Origin of the sequence: Variovorax sp. OK605 (genome assembly GCF_900115445.1) — a bacterium.
Classification (GTDB): Bacteria; Pseudomonadota; Gammaproteobacteria; order Burkholderiales; family Burkholderiaceae_C; genus Variovorax.
The window spans coordinates 73917-91173 of sequence record NZ_FOWL01000010.1 but is presented as its reverse complement, the minus strand read 5'-3'; the positions used below and the strand labels follow the sequence as shown (position 1 = coordinate 91173).

Genomic DNA, 17257 nt, shown 5'->3' with positions numbered 1-17257 from the left:
GGCTGTCGACGTCTGCACTTTGGCGGCCGCTTACTTCGAGTCCTTGGTGACCAGCACCACGTCGGTCTTCACTTCGGCGGGCATTTCCGACTGCTTCTTCTTGTCGGCGATGGCCTTCAGCGCGGTCTCGATGCCGAACACGGCCTGCTTGGCGGCGAACTGGTCGGCGGTGGCGAGCACGCGGCCGTCCTTCAGCATCGGCTTGATGGCGCCGATGTTGTCGTAGCCCACCACCAGCACCTTGCCGGTCTTGCCCGCGGCCTTGACGGCGGCCACGGCACCCAGCGCCATGCTGTCGTTGCCGGCCAGCAGGGCCTTCAGGTCGGGGTGCTCGCGCATCATGCCGGCGGCGACTGTATTGCCCTTGTCGATTTCCCACTGGCCGGACTGCACGCCCACCACCGTCACGCCGGCGGCCTTCATGGCGTCTTGATAACCCAGCGTGCGCTGCTGCGCATTGAAGGTGGTCGACACGCCTTCGATGATGCCGACCTTGTCGCCCGACTTCAGGTCCTTGGCGAGCGCGTCGCCCACCAGCTTGGCGCCGGCGCGGTTGTCGGGGCCCACGAAGGGCACTTGAATGGCTTTTTCCTTCAGCGCGGCGGCGTCGAGCTGGTTGTCGATGTTGACCACCAGGATGCCCTTGTCGATGGCCGCCTTGATGACCGGCACCAGCGCCTTCGAATCGGCCGGCGCGATGACCAGCGCGTTGATCTTCTGCGCCACCATCTGCTCGACCATCTTGATCTGCGCGGCGGTGTCGGTCTCGTCCTTGATGCCGTTGGCCACCAGCGTGTACTCGGCGGCGTGGGCCTTCTGGTGCGCCTTGGCGCCGTCTTCCATGGTGCGGAAGAATTCGTTGGCCAGCGACTTCATGACCAGCGCGACCTTCGGCTTGTCCTGGGCGAAGGCGGGCGTTGCGGCAATGGCGCCCAACAGCGTGAGAGCGGCAGCGCTTTGCAGGGTACGGCGGGTGAACTTCATGGTGAATGTCTCCTGAGGTGGTTGATCAGAGCGGTACGCCGGTCTGGGTCGGGGGCTCCGATGTTAGCTGAGGGAAACGTTTGCGCAAACGTTTGCTAATCGGGTTTAACCCTGATGCCGAAGGCAGGCAAAAAGGGGTCCGAAGCCCCGCCGTGCGGGCGTGCAGCCATGCTCGCCTAAAATCGCCGGTTACCCAAGAGGACCTCCCATGAGTTTGCAATGCGGCATCGTCGGCCTGCCCAACGTCGGTAAATCCACCCTTTTCAATGCGTTGACCAAGGCCGGCATCGCGGCGGAAAACTACCCCTTCTGCACCATCGAGCCGAACGTCGGCGTGGTGGAAGTGCCCGATCCCCGCCTCGCCCAGCTGAGCGAGATCGTGAAGCCCGAGCGCGTGGTGCCCGCCATCGTCGAGTTCGTCGACATCGCCGGCCTGGTGGCCGGCGCCAGCACCGGCGAAGGCCTGGGCAACAAGTTCCTCGCGCACATCCGCGAGACCGATGCCACGGTGAACGTGGTGCGCTGCTTCGACGACGAGAACGTGATCCACGTGGCCGGCAAGGTCGACCCGATCTCCGACATCGAAGTGATCCAGACCGAACTCTGCCTGGCCGACCTGGCCACGGTCGAGAAGGCGCTGCACCGCCACACCAAGGTGGCGCGTTCCGGCGACAAGGACGCGCAGAAGCTCGTCGGCCTGCTCGAGCGCTGCCAGGCCGCGCTGAACGAGAACACGCCGGTGCGCGCGCTCGAGTTCACGAAGGAAGAGCAGCCGCTGGTGAAGAGCTTCACGCTGATCACCGCCAAGCCCGCGATGTTCGTGGGCAACGTGGCCGAAGACGGCTTCGAGAACAACCCCTACCTCGACCGCCTGCGCGAATACGCGGCCAAGCAGGGCGCCCCCGTGGTCGCCATCTGCGCCAAGATCGAAGCCGACTTGGCCGAGATGGACGACGAAGACAAGAAGATGTTCCTCGCCGAGATCGGCCAGGAAGAGCCGGGCCTGAACCGCCTGATCCGCGCGGCCTTCAAGCTGCTGGGCCTGCAGACCTACTTCACCGCCGGCGTGAAGGAAGTGCGCGCCTGGACCATCCACATCGGCGACACCGGCCCGCAAGCCGCCGGCGTGATCCACGGCGACTTCGAGAAGGGCTACATCCGCGCCCAGACCATCGCGTTCGAGGACTACATCGCCTTCAAGGGCGAGCAGGGCGCGAAGGACGCGGGGAAGATGCGTTCGGAAGGCAAGGAATACGTCGTGAAGGATGGCGACGTGATGAACTTCCTGTTCAGCTCCTGAAAGGGCTCGCCCCCCGGGCCGCGCGCACTTCGTGTCGCTGCGCCTTTTCCTGCCCCGGGGGCACAACACCTGAGGCCCGGCGAAGCCGGTTCCTCGGTGTTTCCTGGAAGGAGCCATGCGGCTCTTTTCGGGAGAGTTGTTCGGTAGACTGCGCGCGCCCCGAATTCCTTCACAAGGCCCGCCTTCATGCTCACCGTCCACCACCTCAACAACTCGCGTTCGCAACGTGTGCTCTGGCTGCTCGAAGAGCTCGAGCTGCCTTACGAGATCGTCCACTACCAGCGCGATCCGCAAACCATGTTGGCGCCCGCTTCGCTGCGGGCCGTTCATCCGCTGGGCAAGTCACCGGTTGTCACCACGGATGACGGACTCGCGCTCGCGGAATCGGGCGCGATCATCGAGACCGTCATCGAGCGCTTCGGCCAGGGCCGGCTCGCGCCCGCGGCCGGCACGCCCGAGGCGCTGCGCTATCGCTACTGGCTGCACTTCGCCGAAGGCTCGGCGATGTCGCCGCTGCTGCTGAAGCTGGTGTTCGACCGCATCGAGACCGCGAAGATGCCGTTCTTCGCGAAGCCGATCGCCAAGGCCATCGCGGCCAAGGCCAAGGGCGCGTTCATCAACCCGAACATCGTGGGGCACCTGAACTTCATGGAAGGCGAACTGAGCAAGAGCGAGTGGTTCGCCGGCGATGAATTCAGCGGCGCCGACATCCAGATGAGCTTCCCGGTGGAAGCGGCGCAGGCGCGTGGCGGGCTCGACGCAAAGCGCCCGAAGCTGATGGCCTACCTGGAGCGCATTCACGCGCGCCCCGCGTACAAGCGCGCGCTCGAGCGCGGCGGCCCCTACGGGCTGCTGAGCTGATCAGAAGATCTGCAGCAGCGCCACCGTCATGGTGATGTAGCGCAGGAACTTGCCGATGGCCATGTAGGCCACGCATGGCCAGAACGGCAGCTTGAGCCAGCCGGCCACCGCGCACAGCGGATCGCCCACCAGCGGCAGCCAGCTCAGCAGGCAGGCCTTCGGGCCGAGCCGTTCCAGCCAGCCCAAAACTCGCACATGGTGTTTCGAGTGCGAGTATTTGTCGGCGACCTTGTGCGCGCCGTAGCCCATCCACCAGTCGACCGCGCCGCCCAGCGTGTTGCCGACGGTGGCCACCGCGATGGCCGGCCAGAACATGTCGGGGTTCAGCTTGAGCAGCCCGAAGAGAAACGGCTCGGAGCCCACGGGCAGCAGCGTCGCGGAGACGAAAGCAGCCACGAACAAGGTCGAGAGACCGTATTGCGGCAGCGCCAGCAGCGCCATGAGAGAGTCGAGCCAGGCTTGCATGAGGTCGGGTGAAGTCGGCGAAGTATAGGCAGTGCTCACGTCGCAACCGCGTGGGAGAAGGCCCCGAAAGCCCCGCGGCGACCCGGTGTTTACTCGGGTACCCAGGCCGCAAATCGTTTCAGTCGCTGAAATGCGGCGTGGCTACAATCGTGCCTCATTTTTCAGCAGCCGAACGCGCACCGCTCCCCTTCCAAATGACCTTGCAGATCGGCACCCACACGCTGGAAAACCGCCTGTTCGTCGCGCCCATGGCCGGCGTGACGGACCGGCCGTTCCGCATGCTGTGCCGTGAACTCGGCGCGGGCTATGCGGTCAGCGAGATGGTCACGTCGCGCAAGGAACTCTGGGGCACGCTGAAGACCTCGCGCCGCGCGAACCACGACGGCGAGCCCGGCCCCATCGCGGTGCAGATCGCCGGCACCGACGCGGCCATGATGGCCGAGGCCACGGTCTACAACATCGAGCGCGGCGCGCAGATCATCGACATCAACATGGGTTGCCCGGCCAAGAAGGTCTGCAACAAGTGGGCCGGCTCGGCGCTGATGCGCGACGAGCCGCTGGCGCTGGAGATCGTGCAGGCCGTGGTCGATGCGGCGCAGCCCTTCAACGTGCCGGTCACGCTGAAGATGCGCACCGGCTGGAGCCACGACCAGCGCAACGCGGTGAAGCTGGCGCGTGATTTCGAAGCCGCCGGCGTGCAGATGCTCACCGTGCACGGCCGCACGCGCGAGCAAGGCTACAAGGGCCACGCCGAGTACGACACCATCGCCGCCGTGAAGGCCGCGGTGCGCGTGCCGGTGGTGGCCAACGGCGACATCCGTTCGCCCGAGAAGGCGCGCGACGTGCTGGCGGCCACCGGCGCCGACGCGGTGATGATCGGCCGCGCGGCGCAAGGCCGGCCGTGGATCTTCCGCGAGATCGCGCACTTCCTGGAGACCGGCACGCACCGCGCGCCGCCGCTCGTGGTGGAAGTGCGCCGCTTGCTGCTCGACCATCTGGTGGAGCACTATGCGCTGTACGGCGACTACAGCGGTGTGCGCACGGCGCGCAAGCACATCGGCTGGTACGTGCGCACGCTGCCCGACGGCGAGGCGTTCCGCGCGCAGATGAACACCATCGAGGACTGTGCCGAGCAGCTGCGCGCGGTCGGCGACTATTTCGACGGGCTCGCGGACCGCATGGACCGCATGCCCGTGCAGCACCAGGCAGACGAAGAGCTGTCCGGTGAAGAGGAGGCGGCTTGCGCCGTCGATTGAGAAGAAGAGAAGAAGCAATGAGCAAGAAACACATCGAAGACTGCGTGCGCACCAGTCTGGACAGCTACTTTCGCGATCTGCGCGGCACCGAACCCGACGGCATGTACGAAATGCTCGTACGCGTGGTCGAGAAGCCCCTGCTCGATGTCGTCATGACGCGCGCCGAAGGCAATCAGTCGAAGGCCGCGCAATGGTTGGGCCTGAATCGCAACACGCTTCGCAAGAAGCTGGTCGAACACAAACTTTTGAAATAACTCCACGGCATATCCCATGGCCCAGACTGCACTCATCTCCGTTTCCGACAAGACCGGCATCCTCGAATTCGCCCAGGCGCTCCACGCGCTGGGCATCAAGCTGCTGTCCACCGGCGGCACCGCCAAGCTGCTGGCCGACGCCGGCCTGCCCGTCACCGAGGTGGCCGACCACACCGGCTTCCCCGAAATGCTCGACGGCCGCGTGAAGACGCTGCACCCGAAGATCCACGGCGGCCTGCTGGCGCGCCGCGACCTGCCCGAGCACGTGGCTGCGATCAAGCAGCACGGCATCGACACCATCGACCTGCTGGTGGTCAACCTGTACCCGTTCGAAGCCACCGTGGCCAAGCCCGGCTGCACGCTCGAAGATGCGATCGAGAACATCGACATCGGCGGCCCGGCCATGGTGCGCAGCGCGGCCAAGAACTGGAAGGACGTGGGCGTGCTCACCGACGCGTCGCAGTACGCCGTGGCGCTGGCCGAACTGAAGGCCGACGGCAAGCTCGGCGACAAGACCAAGTTCGCGTTCTCGGTGGCTGCGTTCAATCGCATCGCCGACTACGACGGCGCGATCAGCGACTACCTCTCGGCCATCGACTTCGACGCCAGCATCGGTCAGCCCGCGCCCAAGCGCTCGCTGTTCCCCGCGCAGAGCAACGGCCGCTTCGTGAAGGTGCAGGACCTGCGCTACGGCGAGAACCCGCACCAGCAGGCCGCGTTCTACCGCGACCTGTACCCGGCGCCCGGTTCGCTGGTGTCGGCCAGGCAGCTGCAAGGCAAGGAGCTGAGCTACAACAACATCGCCGACGCCGATGCCGCGTGGGAATGCGTGAAGAGCTTCGACGTGCCGGCCTGCGTGATCGTGAAGCACGCCAACCCCTGCGGCGTGGCCATCGGCAAGGACGCAGCCGAGGCTTATTCGAAGGCCTTCAAGACCGACCCGACCTCGGCCTTCGGCGGCATCATCGCCTTCAACCGCCCGGTCGACGGCGCCACCGCGCAAGAGATTGCCAAGCAGTTCGTCGAAGTGCTGATGGCACCGGGCTACACGCCCGAGGCGCTCGAGGTGTTCCAGGCCACCAAGGCCAAGCTCAACGTGCGCGTGCTCGAGATCGCACTGCCCAAGGGCGGCGCCACCGACTGGGACAACGGCCGCAACGCGATGGACGTGAAGCGCGTCGGCTCGGGCCTGCTGATCCAGACCGCCGACAACCACGAGCTCGCGGCCAGCGACCTCAAGGTCGTCAGCAAGAAGCAACCCACGCCGCAGCAGCTGCAAGACCTGCTGTTCGCATGGAAGGTCGCGAAGTACGTGAAGAGCAACGCGATCGTCTTCTGCGCCGACGGCATGACCATGGGCGTGGGCGCGGGCCAGATGAGCCGCCTCGACTCTGCGCGCATCGCCAGCATCAAGGCCGAGCATGCCGGCCTGTCGCTGAAGGGCACGGCCGTGGCCAGCGATGCCTTCTTCCCGTTCCGCGACGGCCTCGACGTGGTGGTCGATGCGGGTGCGAGCTGCGTCATCCAGCCGGGCGGCTCGATGCGCGACCAGGAAGTGATCGACGCGGCCGACGAGCGCGGCGTGGTGATGGTCCTCTCGGGCGTGCGTCACTTCCGCCACTGAGCGGCGAAAACTCCGGCGGCCGCGAGCCTTACTCGTGGTTGCCGAAGCGGTACTTCAGCTGGAAGGTGATGGCGCCGTACAGCCGGTTCTTGATGGTCGGCACGTACGCGATGTTCAGGCCCCAGTTCTTGCCTTCGATGGCCGCCGTCGGAAGGATGGCCGGGAACCAGTTGCCGTTGCGGTAGTTGGGGTAGCCGTCGAAGCCGCCCACCACGGCGCCGAACTTGACACCGTAGAACTCGAAGGGCAGCACGTACAGGCCGACGTAGTTGGACTGCTTGCGGTCGCTGTTGTGGAAGGTGCCCGCGGTGATGCGGTAGGTGTCGCTCAGCGGGTACTCGAAGCCCAGGCCCTGGTTCACGTTCTCCAGCCCCTTGCCGCTGTCGAAGTGGGCCGAGTAGAAGCCGGGGTTGACCCAGATGTTCTTCGGCTCGAAGGACTGTGCCAGCGAGAGCCCCGGCAGGAGAAGGGCACTCAGCATCGGCAGCATGCGCAGGGGGGTCATGGGCTGGAACGTCCTCGATATCTGTTGGGCGGGCCGCTTCGATGGCGGCCGCGTTTTCTTGATCCCCTGGTGCTGCCCGCGAAGTGCGCTTCGTCGAGTGCCGGGGCAATATACACGGCGCAAACCCGAAATGCGTGACACCGGGCCGTGATGCCGGGCCGTGACACCGTGCCGTGACACCGTGCCGTGATGCCGCCCGGCCGGCTCAGGCGGGCCGCGCCAGGTACTTGCGAAACAGCTCGGCCAGCCGCATGGCCGCCAGCGACAAGGGCTTGCCGCGCGGCGACACGATGCCCAGTTCGAGCGGCGGCACCGGCATGGCGAGCGCAATGCGCTCCACCATGTCCGCGTAGGGGGGCAGTTCGAGCATGCCCGCGGGCCCGATCATCAGCGCGTCGCTGCGCGTGAGCAGGCCCCAGCTCACGCCGAACGACGCGACCTCGATGCGGTGCTCCGGCAGCGGCAGGCCCTGCTCGGCGTACTGCTCGAGCAGAAAGCTGTGCTGGCTGCCCGGCGCCAGATGCATCAGCCATTCGGCGCCGGCCACTTCCTCCCAGCGCGTGGCGTGGCGCAGCGGATGGCCGCGCCGGCACAGCACCGCCATCTCCAGCGCGTCGAGCCGTTCGAAGGCGAAGTCGGCTTCGAGCGCCGCGGCCACGGGGCCGGCCACCGCGAAGTCCACCATTCCTTCGCGCAGCAGCGGCAGCACCTGCGGGATCAGTCCGTCGTACAGCTTGAGCTGCGCATGGGGCATGGCCTTGCGGAAGGCGCGCACCACCTCGGGCAGCGCGCCCAGGAACACCATCGGCGTGACGGCCACCGACACGCGCCCGTGCTGGCCGCCTTGCAGGATGCGGATGTCCTGTCGTGCGAGTTCGAGTTGCTGGTGCGCGAGCCGGGCGCGCACCGTGAGCTGGCGGCCGCATTCGGTGAACTCGATGCCGCGCGAGCTGCGCAGCACCAGCTGCGCATCGACCTCGGCCTCGAGTTCGCGGATCGCCTTGGTCACCGCGGCCTGGCTCAGGTGCAGGCTGCGTGCGGCGGCGCGAATGCTGCCGGTGTCGGCCAGTCGCAGCCAGGCCTTGAGCTGGTGGTCCTTCATCCGCGCATTCTGCCCGGGGGCGCCATCGGGAGATCCCCAGACAGGCGCAGGTTGTCATCGCGACAAGCGATTGTCTTTTGCGATCGAGATGCGCTTCCTAGACTTTGCGAACCGGCCGGCTCCATCCATCCATCCATCCAGAGCGGCGGAACTCTCAAAGGACACAGCGCCATGTTTGCATCGTCATCCGCGTGGGCCCGCCGCATTGCCGTCGCCGGGCTTGCCGCCGCCGCCATGGGCGCGTGGGCCGAGTACCCCGAGCGGCCGCTGAAGTTCATCGTGCCCTATGCCGCGGGCTCGGGCGTGGACGTCTCGATGCGGCCGGTGGCCGACGCGATGGGGCGCGAGCTGGGCCAGGCCATCGCCGTGGACAACCGCCCCAGCGCCGGAGGCATCGTCGGCACGCAGGCCGTGGTCACCGCCGCGCCCGACGGCTACACGGTCGGCTACGGCAACCTGGTGACCCTGAGCATCAACTCCGCCTTCTTTTCCAAGTTGCCGTACGCCCCCGCGAAGGACCTCGTGCCGATCGGGCTGATCTCGTCGAACGCGTACGTGGTCATCGTGCGCAAGGACCTGCCGGTTCGCAACCTGCAGGAGCTGATTGCCTACGGCCGCGCCCATCCGGGCCAGCTGTCGGTCGGCTCGCCCGGCATCGGCAGCGCGGGCCACCTCACCGGCGAGCTGCTGAAGGCGGAGACCGGGCTGGCCATGGTGCAGGTGCCCTACAAGACCGGCACCCAGGCCGTCGGCGACATGGTCAACGGCCAGCTCGACGTGACCATAGAGAACATCGCGGCCGTGCTGCCTTTCGTGCAGCAGGGGCGCGTGAAGGCGATCGCCGTGACCAGCGCGAAGCGCGCCTCGGTGCTGCCCGAGGTGGCGACGGTGGCCGAAAGCGGCGTTCCGGGCTTCGACGTGGTCGCGTGGGGCGCGATGGTGGCGCCCGCGGGAACGCCGCGCAAGGTCGTCGACCGCCTGAACACCGCGCTGCGCGCCGCGCTGGCCGATCCGGCCGTTCTGCGGGCCTACGCCGCCCTGTCGGTCGAGGCACTGCCTTCGAGCCCGGAAGAGCTCAGCGCATTGATGAAGCGCGAGACACCGCGCTGGGCCGAAGCGGTCCGGCGCGCGGGCGTCAAAGGCGACTGACGCCCGCCTCTTGCCCGCTCCCTGTTCCCATTTTTTCCCCAGGAGATACCTCATGCATCCATGGCAACTGGACGCTGCCGAACTGGCGCAGCGCATCAAGGCGCGCGAGCTCTCGTGCGTCGAGGCGGTGCGCAGCAGCCTGGCCCGGCTCGACGCGGTCAACCCGCAGGTGAACGCCGTGGTCGACAGCTGCGCGGAAGAAGCGCTGCGTGAAGCCGCGCAGGCCGATGCGTCTCTCGCGAAAGGCGAAAAGAGCGAAAAGACCGGGCCGCTGCATGGCGTGCCGGTCACGGTCAAGGTGAACGTCGACCAGCGCGGGCACGCCACCACCAACGGCGTGCAGGCGTACCGGAGCGTCGTGGCCGGCGAAGACAGCCCGGTGGTCGCGAACCTGCGGCGTGCCGGCGCCATCGTGATAGCACGCACCAACACGCCCGCGTTCTCGATGCGCTGGTTCACCGACAACGCCGCCCACGGGCGCACCCTCAATCCGCACGACGCGGGCGTGACGCCGGGCGGTTCGAGCGGCGGCGCGGCGGCGGCCGTTGCGGTCGGCATCGGCGCCATCGCCCATGGCAACGACCAGGGCGGATCGATCCGCTATCCCGCCTACGCCTGCGGCGTGTACGGGCTGCGTCCCAGCTTCGGGCGGGTGCCCGCGTTCAATCCCTCGGGCAAGGGCGAGCGCCCGCCCGTGGTCCAGCTGAGTTCGGTTCAGGGGCCGCTCGCGCGCAACGTGCGGGACCTGCGCATCGCCTTCGCCGCGATGGCCGCGCGCGACGTGCGCGACCCCTGGTGGGTGCCCGCGCCGCTCGAGGCCGCGGATGCCGCGGCGCCGGTGCGCGTGGCGCTGTGCACCGAACTGCCCGGCTACGCCTGCGATCCCGAGGTGGCCGATGCGCTGCAGCGCGCGGCACGCAGCCTCGAACGGGCCGGCTACCAGGTCGAGCCCATGCAACCGCCCCGCCTGCGCGAGGCCGCGGACCTCTGGCTCGCATTGACGATGGCCGACAGCCGGCTGCTGGTCGAACCCGCGCTGCTGCGCGACGGCGACGAGACCATCCGCGAGGCCTACCGCGCCATGGACGCGCATGCGCCGCAGTTCGACACGGCGGGCTACATGGGTGCGCTTGCCGCGCGCACGGGGCTGATGCGCGAGTGGGCCCTGTTCCTGCAGCGCCATCCGCTGGTGCTGCTGCCGGTGTCCTGGCGCCACCCGTTTCCGGTCGACGCGGACCAGCAGGGCAGTGCCGCCATGCGCGGCCTGCTCGATGCGCAGAGCCCGCTGCTGTCCACCGCCATCCTGGGCTTGCCGGGGCTGTCGGTGCCCATGGGCTTGCGCAACGGCCTGCCCACCGGCGTGCAACTGGTGAGCGACAGGTTCCGCGAAGACCTGTGCATGGCCGCGGCCGAGGTGCTCGAGGCCGACGCCGGGCCGGTCCCGGTCGTCGATCCCTGCGGCGCAAGGCGCGTCAGCGCTTCCTGAAGATGTCGCGCGCCGCCTCGACGGTGGCGGCGATGTCTTCGTCGGTGTGGGCCGCGCTCACGAAGCCCGCTTCGTAGAGGGCCGGCGCAATGTAGACGCCGCGGTCGAGCAGGCCGTGGAACAGCGCGTTGAACTGCGCGTTGTCGGTGGTCATCACGGTCGCGTAGTTCTGCGGCAGGTCCTTCATCAGGAAGAAGCCGAACATGCCGCCTTCGCTGTCGGCGTTGAAGGGCTGGCCTTCCGCGGCTGCAGCGGCCTTCAGGCCGTCGACCAGCGCGCGCGTCTTGTGGCCGAGCGCTTCGTAGAAACCGGGCTTGGCGATTTCCTTCAGCGTGGCAAGGCCGCAGGCCGTGGCCACCGGGTTGCCCGACAACGTGCCGGCCTGGTAGACCGGGCCCAGCGGCGCGAGCTGTTCCATGATGGCGCGCGGGCCGCCGAAGGCCGCCAGCGGCATGCCGCCGCCGATGACCTTGCCCAGCACCGTGAGGTCGGGCTTGACGCCCAGCACGCCCTGCGCGCCGTGCAAGCCCACGCGAAAACCGGTCATCACCTCGTCGAACACCAGCAGCGCGCCGTGCTGCGTGCACAGCTCGCGGCAGCGCTTGGCGAACTCGGGCGTGGCGCGCACGAAATTCATGTTGCCGGCAATGGCCTCGATCATCAGGCAGGCGATGTCGTTGCCGTGCAGCGAGAAGGCCTCTTCGAGCTGCTGCAGGTTGTTGTACTCGAGCACGATGGTGTGCTGCACCACCTCGGGCGGCACGCCGGCCGAGGTCGGGTTGCCGAAGGTCGCGAGGCCGGAACCGGCCTTCACCAGCAGCGCGTCGGCGTGGCCGTGGTAGCAGCCCTCGAACTTGATGATGCTCTTGCGGCCGGTGGCGCCGCGCGCCAGGCGCAGCGCGCTCATGGCGGCCTCGGTGCCCGAGCTCACGAGGCGCACCATTTCCATCGACGGCACCAGCGCGAGGATGGCCTCGGCGAGCTCGATCTCGCGCTCGGTCGGCGCGCCGTACGAGAAGCCTTCGAGCACGGCCTTCTGCACCGCCTCGACCACCGCGGGGTGGCCGTGGCCCAGGATCATCGGGCCCCAGGAGCCGATGTAGTCGATGTAGCGCTTGTCGTTGGCGTCCCAGAAATAGGCACCCTGCGCGCGCTGGATGAAGCGGGGCGTGCCGCCCACGGCCTTGAAGGCGCGCACGGGCGAGTTCACGCCACCGGGAATCACGGCGCGGGCGCGCTCGAAAAGAATGTCGTTCTGGTCGGTCATCAGTGTCGGGTGTCGTGGGGGGGGAGGGCGAAATCGGGCTCGGCGTCGGGGGCATCGTCGTCGTCGTCGTCCTCCGGTTCGGCCCAGAACAGGCGGTCTGGCAGCACATGGCCCATGCCGGGGCGGAAACCCGCGTCGAGGCAGCGGTCCATGTAGGCCAGGGCTTCGGAGGTGGCGGCCACCAGGTCGGTGCCGCTGGCCAGCAGGGCGGCCAGCGCGGCCGACAGGGTGTCGCCGGCACCGGCGAACACGGCCTCCAGCCGCTCGTACTTTTCGCTGGCGAGCACCGACTGCGGCGAGGCCAGCACGTTGTCTATGAACTGCTCGGGCAGCACCATGCCGGTCACCAGCGTGTAGGGCACGCCGAACTCGCCGGCGGCCTTGGCGATGTCGCGCGCGCCGGGCGGACGCTCCCCGCTCCAGTCCGGCAGCAGCCAGCGCCACAGGGTGCTGTGGTTTCCGACCAACACCGTCGTTTGAGGCAAAACAAGTTCCCGAAACGCGTCCAGATAGGGCTCGATCAGGTTTTCGTCCCACCACGACAGGTTGGGCATGTAGGCCACCACGGGCACGTCGGGATAGTCGGCGGCGGTCTCGGCGATGGTGCTCAGCGCCTCGGTGGTGCCGGCGAAACCGACCTTGATCAACTGCACTTCGACGTCCTCCAGGATGGCGCGCGCCTGCTCGGCGATGGCCTCCTCGTCGAACGGGAAGTGGTCGAAAATCTCGGCCGTGTCCCGGGCGTAGGCGCCCGTCACCACGGGCAGGATGTGTGCGCCCACCGACGCCATGGCGAGGGCGTCGGCGCCCAGGCCGCCCGCCCCGCTGGGATCGCTGGCATTGAACACCAGCACGCAGGGGGGATTCAGGTCGCGTTCGGCCAGCTCGCTGTCATCCTGCGAGGGGTCGTTAAGATCGCCCGGTTTGCGGGCGTTATCTGCTGGAAGTAAGTAGATGGTCATACGCCGGGCTGGATCCCCTGGATGGTGGCATAGGCGCGACGTTTACGGTCCGCCAGTGAGATACGCATAGATACACTCGTTGCATTTAATGAACAAGGACTTTAAGCTCCGATGAACACGAAAACTTGGATGTGCCTGATTTGTGGGTGGATCTATGACGAAGCGGTTGGTGTACCGGAAGACGGCATCGCGGCAGGCACGGCCTGGGCCGATGTTCCGATGAACTGGACCTGTCCTGAGTGCGGTGCGCGCAAGGAAGACTTCGAAATGGTTGAAATCTGAAAGCATGGCATAGATAGAGCTACGCGGTCTGCGTCGATGTCGGCGCGGCGGGCTTCCAAGTCTCATGAGCAGGAGCGTTTGCAATGGGCCCGAATGGATCAGGTTACAAGGTGCTTGTCATCGACGACAGCAACACCATCCGGCGCAGTGCCGAGATTTTTCTGAAGCAGGGTGGGCACGAGGTTCTTCTCGCGGAAGACGGCTTCGACGCGCTCTCCAAGGTTAACGACCACAAGCCGCATCTGATTTTCTGCGACATCCTGATGCCGCGGCTCGACGGCTACCAGACCTGCGCCATCATCAAGCGCAACGCCAATTTCTCCAACGTCCCGGTCGTCATGCTGTCCTCGAAGGACGGCGTATTCGACAAGGCCCGCGGCCGCATGGTCGGCTCCCAGGACTACCTGACCAAGCCTTTCACCAAAGACCAGCTGCTGCAGGCCGTGCAGCAGTTTGGCATCGTTCAACAGGAAGCGCAGTAATGCCTATTCGAAAAATCCTCGTCGTCGACGACTCCAAGACGGAACTGATGTTCCTGTCCGACCTGCTGCAGAAGAACGGCTATGCCGTGAAGACCGCCGAGAACGCCGACGACGCCATGCGCCGCCTGGAAGAAGATCAGCCCGACCTGATCCTCATGGACGTGGTCATGCCCGGCCAGAACGGCTTCCAGCTCACGCGCGCCATCGTCCGCGACCCCAAGTACGCCGCGATTCCGATCATCCTGTGCACGAGCAAGAACCAGGAAACCGACCGCGTCTGGGGCATGCGCCAGGGCGCCCGCGACTACATCGTCAAGCCAGTCAACGCAGCCGATCTGATGTCCAAGATCAGCGCGCTGGCCTGACCGAAAGCCCGCCGAGTCCATGGCGAATCGCGATGCTCTGAGAGCCTTCCAGTCCCGGCTGGCGAGCCGCCTGCAGGCTGCTCGCACGACGGGCGTGGCCGCCACGTGGCTGGCCGTCGAGGCGGGTGAGGGCAAGTACCTCTTCCCGCTGGGACACGCCGGCGAAATCTTTCCCTGGACGCCGCCCCAGCCCGTGCCCTACACGGAACCCTGGTTCCTCGGTGTTGCCAACCTGCGCGGCGGCCTGTACGGCGTCGTGCAGCTTTCGGCGTTCGCCGCCGGCGCGCCGCGCGCGCTGGCCGCCACCGAAGCGGCGCGCATCCAGTCGCGGCTCGTTGCCTTCAACGAGCTGCTCGAAGTCAACTGCGCATTGCTGGTCGATCGACTGGCGGGGTTGCGGGGCGCGGAGGCCTTCACGGCCGCCGAACCCCCGGGCGCAGAAGCACCTGCCTGGCACGGGCAGCTGTACACCGACGCAGCAGGAGAACGCTGGCAGGAAGTCAACCTGCAAGCGCTTTCGCAGCAACCCCAGTTTTTGAGTATTGGTGCGTAGCAGTGCTTCCGCACGCCGTACCGGCAACCACCTGAAGGACCGACCGTGAGCTCGATCGCCGACAAGTTCAAGAAATTACTGCCCGCCAACAACGGCAATGACAAGGCCCGCGTCGACGGCTCCGGTTCCACGTTGTCGATCGACGACGTCGACACGGTCCAGGTCCCGGACGAAAAAACCGTGCGCCTCGCCAGGAAGGGCGCGGCCACCGACACCAGCTTCGGCGACCTCGACCTGCCGGGCGGCGGCGACGCCGCCAACGAGCCGGCCGCAGTGGCGCCCGAGCCCGTGCTCGACCTCTCCGGCGGCCGCGCGGCTTCCGGCCTGGCCAAGCAGCAGCGGATCCTGGCCATCCTGCTGGCCGTGGTCGTGTTGCTGCTGTTGCTGGTGGCCGGCTCCGCCATTCTTCGCGCGGAACGCCTGGCGCAGCAGGTGGCGGCCACCGGCCAGTCGCTGATGCAGTCGCAGCGTCTGGCCAAGTCGATCTCGCAGGCCCTCGTGGGCAGCGCCTCGGCGTTCGTCGAAGTGAAGGACAGCGCGGACGACCTCTCGCGCCGCGTTGCCGGCCTGACCAACGGCGACGACTCGCTGCGCCTGGAACGCGTGGGCAACCAGTACGACGAGGAGATGAGCAAGATCAACCCTCTCGTCACCCGTGCCGACACCAGCGCCAAGGCCGTGCTGGCCCAGCGCCAGATCCTGACCCAGGTGGGTGCCGCCTTGCGCGACATCAACCAGCAGTCGTCCACGCTGCTCGAAATGACGGAAACCGTCGCGTCGCTGAAGATGCAGCAGAACGCCACGCTGCCCGAGATCTCGGCCGCCGGCCAGCTCGTGATGCTGACGCAGCGCATCGGCAAGTCGACCAACGAGTTCTTCACGGTCGAGGGTGTGAACCCCGACGCCGTGTTCCTGCTGGGCAAGGACCTGAACACCTTCCAGGAAACCACCCGCGGCCTGCTCGACGGCAATGCGCAACAGCGCTTCCCCGGCTCGCGCGACCCGCAGACGCGCGAACAGCTCGAAGCCATCCTGAAGACCTACGAGCAGATGCGCACGCAGGCCTCCGCCATTCTGGGCAACCTGCAAGGCCTGGTGGCCGCGCGTGAAGCGCAAGCGTCCATCCTGACCGACAGCGAACCCCTGCGCAAGGCGCTGGGCGACCTGCAGGAAAAGCTCTCGGCCCGTACCGGCCTGGGAGCCGGGACCATCGTGCTGCTGTTCGTGCTGTCGCTGGCCGCCCTGGCGCTGGCCGGCGCCATCGGTTTCGTGCAGGTGCGCGAAGGCCGTGAACGTGCCGCCGTCGCCGAACGCGAACGTCTGGCGGCCGAGCAGGCTTCCGACGAAGCCGGCCGCGTGAACAACGCCAACCAGGCCGCCATTCTTCGCCTGATGAACGAACTGCAGACAGTGGCCGAAGGCGACCTGACGCAGGAAGCCACCGTGACCGAGGACATCACCGGCGCCATTGCCGACTCGGTGAACTACACGGTGGAAGAACTGCGCCTGCTGGTGGGCAACGTGCAGAACACGGCCACCCGCGTGGCGCAAACCACGTCGCAGGTCGAAAGCACTTCGACCGAACTGCTGGCCGCCTCGACCGAACAGCTGCGCGAAATTCGCGAAACCGGCCAGTCGGTGCTGACCATGGCCGAGCGAATCAACGGCGTGTCCTCGCAAGCGCAAGAGTCCGCCACGGTGGCGCGCCAGTCGCTGCAAGCCGCATCGTCGGGCCTGCAGGCCGTGCAGAACGCCATCGGCGGTATGAACTCCATCCGCGACCAGATCCAGGAAACGTCGAAGCGCATCAAGCGCCTGGGCGAGTCGTCGCAGGAAATTGGCGAAATCACCGAGCTGATCTCGGACATTACCGAACAGACCAACGTGCTGGCGCTGAACGCAGCCATCCAGGCCGCATCCGCCGGTGAAGCCGGCCGAGGCTTCTCGGTGGTGGCGGAAGAAGTTCAGCGACTGGCCGAACGCTCCGCGGACGCCACGCGCCAGATCTCGGCGCTGGTGAAGGCGATTCAGACCGACACCCAGGACGCGGTGGGCGCCATGGAGCGCTCCACGCAGGGTGTGGTCGAAGGGGCCAAGCTGTCCGACAACGCGGGTACCGCGCTGTCCGAGATCGACCGCGTGTCGCGCCGACTCGCCGACCTGATCGAGCAGATTTCGCAATCCGCCTCCCGCGAAGCCGATTCGGCCAACGTGGTGGCCGCGAACATCCAGCACATTTTTGCCGTGACGGAACAAACCGGCGAAGGCACGCGTACCACCGCCCAGCAGGTGCGCGAACTGTCGCAGATGGCCGAAGAACTGCGCCGCTCGGTGGCCCGTTTCAAGATTGCCTGATCCCC

General features: G+C 67.1%; 18 protein-coding genes. 12 read left to right on the top strand and 6 right to left on the bottom strand.

Translation table 11 applies throughout. The features are described from left to right. Positions 1-30: 30 nt before the first annotated feature. The gene (locus BM013_RS25300; protein WP_093130421.1) at positions 31-984 is read right to left on the bottom strand and encodes a sugar ABC transporter substrate-binding protein; all 954 of its coding nucleotides are present in this window, start codon (positions 982-984) and stop codon (positions 31-33) included. 208 nt (positions 985-1192) lie between these two features. On the opposite strand from BM013_RS25300, the gene ychF reads away from it, so the two are divergent. Together ychF and BM013_RS25290 are read left to right on the top strand one after the other, a co-directional pair. After that, positions 1193-2284 carry a redox-regulated ATPase YchF gene (gene ychF, locus BM013_RS25295; RefSeq protein ID WP_093130420.1) on the top strand — a complete coding sequence of 364 codons (1092 nt, stop codon included), beginning with the start codon at positions 1193-1195 and terminating at the stop codon, positions 2282-2284. Positions 2285-2470: 186 nt separating this feature from the next. Beyond that, positions 2471-3145 (top strand): glutathione S-transferase, encoded by a 675-nt coding sequence (locus BM013_RS25290; protein ID WP_093130419.1) that lies wholly within the window; start codon positions 2471-2473, stop codon positions 3143-3145. On the opposite strand, the gene BM013_RS25285 is transcribed toward BM013_RS25290, so the two are convergent. Continuing rightward, complete coding sequence (locus BM013_RS25285; protein ID WP_093130418.1) at positions 3146-3610, bottom strand: YqaA family protein; 465 nt, start codon at positions 3608-3610, stop codon at positions 3146-3148. Positions 3611-3804: 194 nt separating this feature from the next. Between BM013_RS25285 and dusB the strand changes: the two genes are divergently transcribed. The 3 genes from dusB to purH are packed head-to-tail and all read left to right on the top strand — an operon-like array spanning position 3805 to position 6744. Continuing rightward, the gene (gene dusB / locus BM013_RS25280; protein WP_093130417.1) at positions 3805-4866 is read left to right on the top strand and encodes a tRNA dihydrouridine synthase DusB; all 1062 of its coding nucleotides are present in this window, start codon (positions 3805-3807) and stop codon (positions 4864-4866) included. Positions 4867-4883: 17 nt separating this feature from the next. Then, entirely contained in the window at positions 4884-5120 is a 237-nt protein-coding gene (locus BM013_RS25275) for a Fis family transcriptional regulator (RefSeq protein WP_007838304.1), read from the top strand. 16 nt (positions 5121-5136) lie between these two features. Further along, entirely contained in the window at positions 5137-6744 is a 1608-nt protein-coding gene (purH, locus tag BM013_RS25270; RefSeq protein WP_093130416.1) for a bifunctional phosphoribosylaminoimidazolecarboxamide formyltransferase/IMP cyclohydrolase, read from the top strand. A gap of 28 nt (positions 6745-6772) precedes the next feature. On the opposite strand, the gene BM013_RS25265 is transcribed toward purH, so the two are convergent. Both BM013_RS25265 and BM013_RS25260 read right to left on the bottom strand, forming a co-directional pair. Next, positions 6773-7249: a hypothetical protein gene (locus BM013_RS25265; RefSeq protein WP_093130415.1), complete on the bottom strand. Its 477-nt coding sequence runs from the start codon at positions 7247-7249 to the stop codon at positions 6773-6775. 205 nt (positions 7250-7454) lie between these two features. Next, complete coding sequence (locus tag BM013_RS25260; RefSeq protein ID WP_093130414.1) at positions 7455-8351, bottom strand: LysR substrate-binding domain-containing protein; 897 nt, start codon at positions 8349-8351, stop codon at positions 7455-7457. 171 nt (positions 8352-8522) lie between these two features. Here BM013_RS25260 and BM013_RS25255 point away from each other — a divergent pair, with 171 nt between their 5' ends. Both BM013_RS25255 and BM013_RS25250 read left to right on the top strand, forming a co-directional pair. Continuing rightward, positions 8523-9500, top strand: coding sequence for a Bug family tripartite tricarboxylate transporter substrate binding protein (locus tag BM013_RS25255; RefSeq protein ID WP_256221678.1), 978 nt, complete (start codon positions 8523-8525; stop codon positions 9498-9500). Between the two features lie 52 nt (positions 9501-9552). Beyond that, entirely contained in the window at positions 9553-10986 is a 1434-nt protein-coding gene (locus tag BM013_RS25250) for an amidase family protein (protein WP_093130413.1), read from the top strand. Here BM013_RS25250 and hemL read toward each other — a convergent pair. Both hemL and BM013_RS25240 read right to left on the bottom strand, forming a co-directional pair. Then, positions 10973-12253 (bottom strand): glutamate-1-semialdehyde 2,1-aminomutase, encoded by a 1281-nt coding sequence (hemL, locus tag BM013_RS25245; RefSeq protein ID WP_093130412.1) that lies wholly within the window; start codon positions 12251-12253, stop codon positions 10973-10975. The two genes, BM013_RS25250 and hemL, sit on opposite strands and share 14 nt — an antisense overlap. After that, the gene (locus BM013_RS25240; RefSeq protein ID WP_093130411.1) at positions 12253-13215 is read right to left on the bottom strand and encodes a bifunctional hydroxymethylpyrimidine kinase/phosphomethylpyrimidine kinase; all 963 of its coding nucleotides are present in this window, start codon (positions 13213-13215) and stop codon (positions 12253-12255) included. Before BM013_RS25240 ends, hemL begins: the two co-directional genes overlap by 1 nt. 111 nt (positions 13216-13326) lie before the next feature. Here BM013_RS25240 and BM013_RS25235 point away from each other — a divergent pair, with 111 nt between their 5' ends. From BM013_RS25235 to BM013_RS25215, 5 genes are all read left to right on the top strand, one after another. Beyond that, positions 13327-13497: a rubredoxin gene (locus BM013_RS25235; protein ID WP_007838397.1), complete on the top strand. Its 171-nt coding sequence runs from the start codon at positions 13327-13329 to the stop codon at positions 13495-13497. An 83-nt stretch (positions 13498-13580) separates the two neighbouring features. Then, on the top strand, positions 13581-13979 hold the full coding sequence (locus tag BM013_RS25230; protein WP_007838399.1) for a response regulator: 399 nt from the start codon (positions 13581-13583) through the stop codon (positions 13977-13979). Next, on the top strand, positions 13979-14344 hold the full coding sequence (locus tag BM013_RS25225) for a response regulator (protein ID WP_093130410.1): 366 nt from the start codon (positions 13979-13981) through the stop codon (positions 14342-14344). The genes BM013_RS25230 and BM013_RS25225 overlap by 1 nt, the downstream gene beginning before the upstream one ends. Positions 14345-14363: 19 nt before the next feature. Next, the gene (locus tag BM013_RS25220; RefSeq protein WP_093130409.1) at positions 14364-14897 is read left to right on the top strand and encodes a chemotaxis protein CheW; all 534 of its coding nucleotides are present in this window, start codon (positions 14364-14366) and stop codon (positions 14895-14897) included. Positions 14898-14942: 45 nt separating this feature from the next. Then, positions 14943-17252, top strand: a complete 2310-nt coding sequence (locus tag BM013_RS25215; RefSeq protein WP_093130408.1) for a methyl-accepting chemotaxis protein — start codon at positions 14943-14945, stop codon at positions 17250-17252. Positions 17253-17257: the final 5 nt, after the last annotated feature.

Bases quoted from the DNA above. Each gene is read 5' to 3' on its own strand.
- BM013_RS25230 (WP_007838399.1), top strand. From the start codon at position 13,581: ATGGGCCCGAATGGATCAGGTTACAAGGTGCTTGTCATCGACGACAGC.
- ychF (WP_093130420.1), top strand. From the start codon at position 1,193: ATGAGTTTGCAATGCGGCATCGTCGGCCTGCCCAACGTCGGTAAATCC.
- dusB (WP_093130417.1), top strand. From the start codon at position 3,805: ATGACCTTGCAGATCGGCACCCACACGCTGGAAAACCGCCTGTTCGTC.
- purH (WP_093130416.1), top strand. From the start codon at position 5,137: ATGGCCCAGACTGCACTCATCTCCGTTTCCGACAAGACCGGCATCCTC.
- BM013_RS25225 (WP_093130410.1), top strand. From the start codon at position 13,979: ATGCCTATTCGAAAAATCCTCGTCGTCGACGACTCCAAGACGGAACTG.
- BM013_RS25240 (WP_093130411.1), bottom strand. From the start codon at position 13,215: ATGACCATCTACTTACTTCCAGCAGATAACGCCCGCAAACCGGGCGAT.
- BM013_RS25290 (WP_093130419.1), top strand. From the start codon at position 2,471: ATGCTCACCGTCCACCACCTCAACAACTCGCGTTCGCAACGTGTGCTC.
- BM013_RS25285 (WP_093130418.1), bottom strand. From the start codon at position 3,610: ATGCAAGCCTGGCTCGACTCTCTCATGGCGCTGCTGGCGCTGCCGCAA.
- BM013_RS25220 (WP_093130409.1), top strand. From the start codon at position 14,364: ATGGCGAATCGCGATGCTCTGAGAGCCTTCCAGTCCCGGCTGGCGAGC.
- BM013_RS25250 (WP_093130413.1), top strand. From the start codon at position 9,553: ATGCATCCATGGCAACTGGACGCTGCCGAACTGGCGCAGCGCATCAAG.
- BM013_RS25260 (WP_093130414.1), bottom strand. From the start codon at position 8,351: ATGAAGGACCACCAGCTCAAGGCCTGGCTGCGACTGGCCGACACCGGC.
- BM013_RS25300 (WP_093130421.1), bottom strand. From the start codon at position 984: ATGAAGTTCACCCGCCGTACCCTGCAAAGCGCTGCCGCTCTCACGCTG.
- hemL (WP_093130412.1), bottom strand. From the start codon at position 12,253: ATGACCGACCAGAACGACATTCTTTTCGAGCGCGCCCGCGCCGTGATT.
- BM013_RS25265 (WP_093130415.1), bottom strand. From the start codon at position 7,249: ATGACCCCCCTGCGCATGCTGCCGATGCTGAGTGCCCTTCTCCTGCCG.
- BM013_RS25275 (WP_007838304.1), top strand. From the start codon at position 4,884: ATGAGCAAGAAACACATCGAAGACTGCGTGCGCACCAGTCTGGACAGC.
- BM013_RS25235 (WP_007838397.1), top strand. From the start codon at position 13,327: ATGAACACGAAAACTTGGATGTGCCTGATTTGTGGGTGGATCTATGAC.
- BM013_RS25255 (WP_256221678.1), top strand. From the start codon at position 8,523: ATGTTTGCATCGTCATCCGCGTGGGCCCGCCGCATTGCCGTCGCCGGG.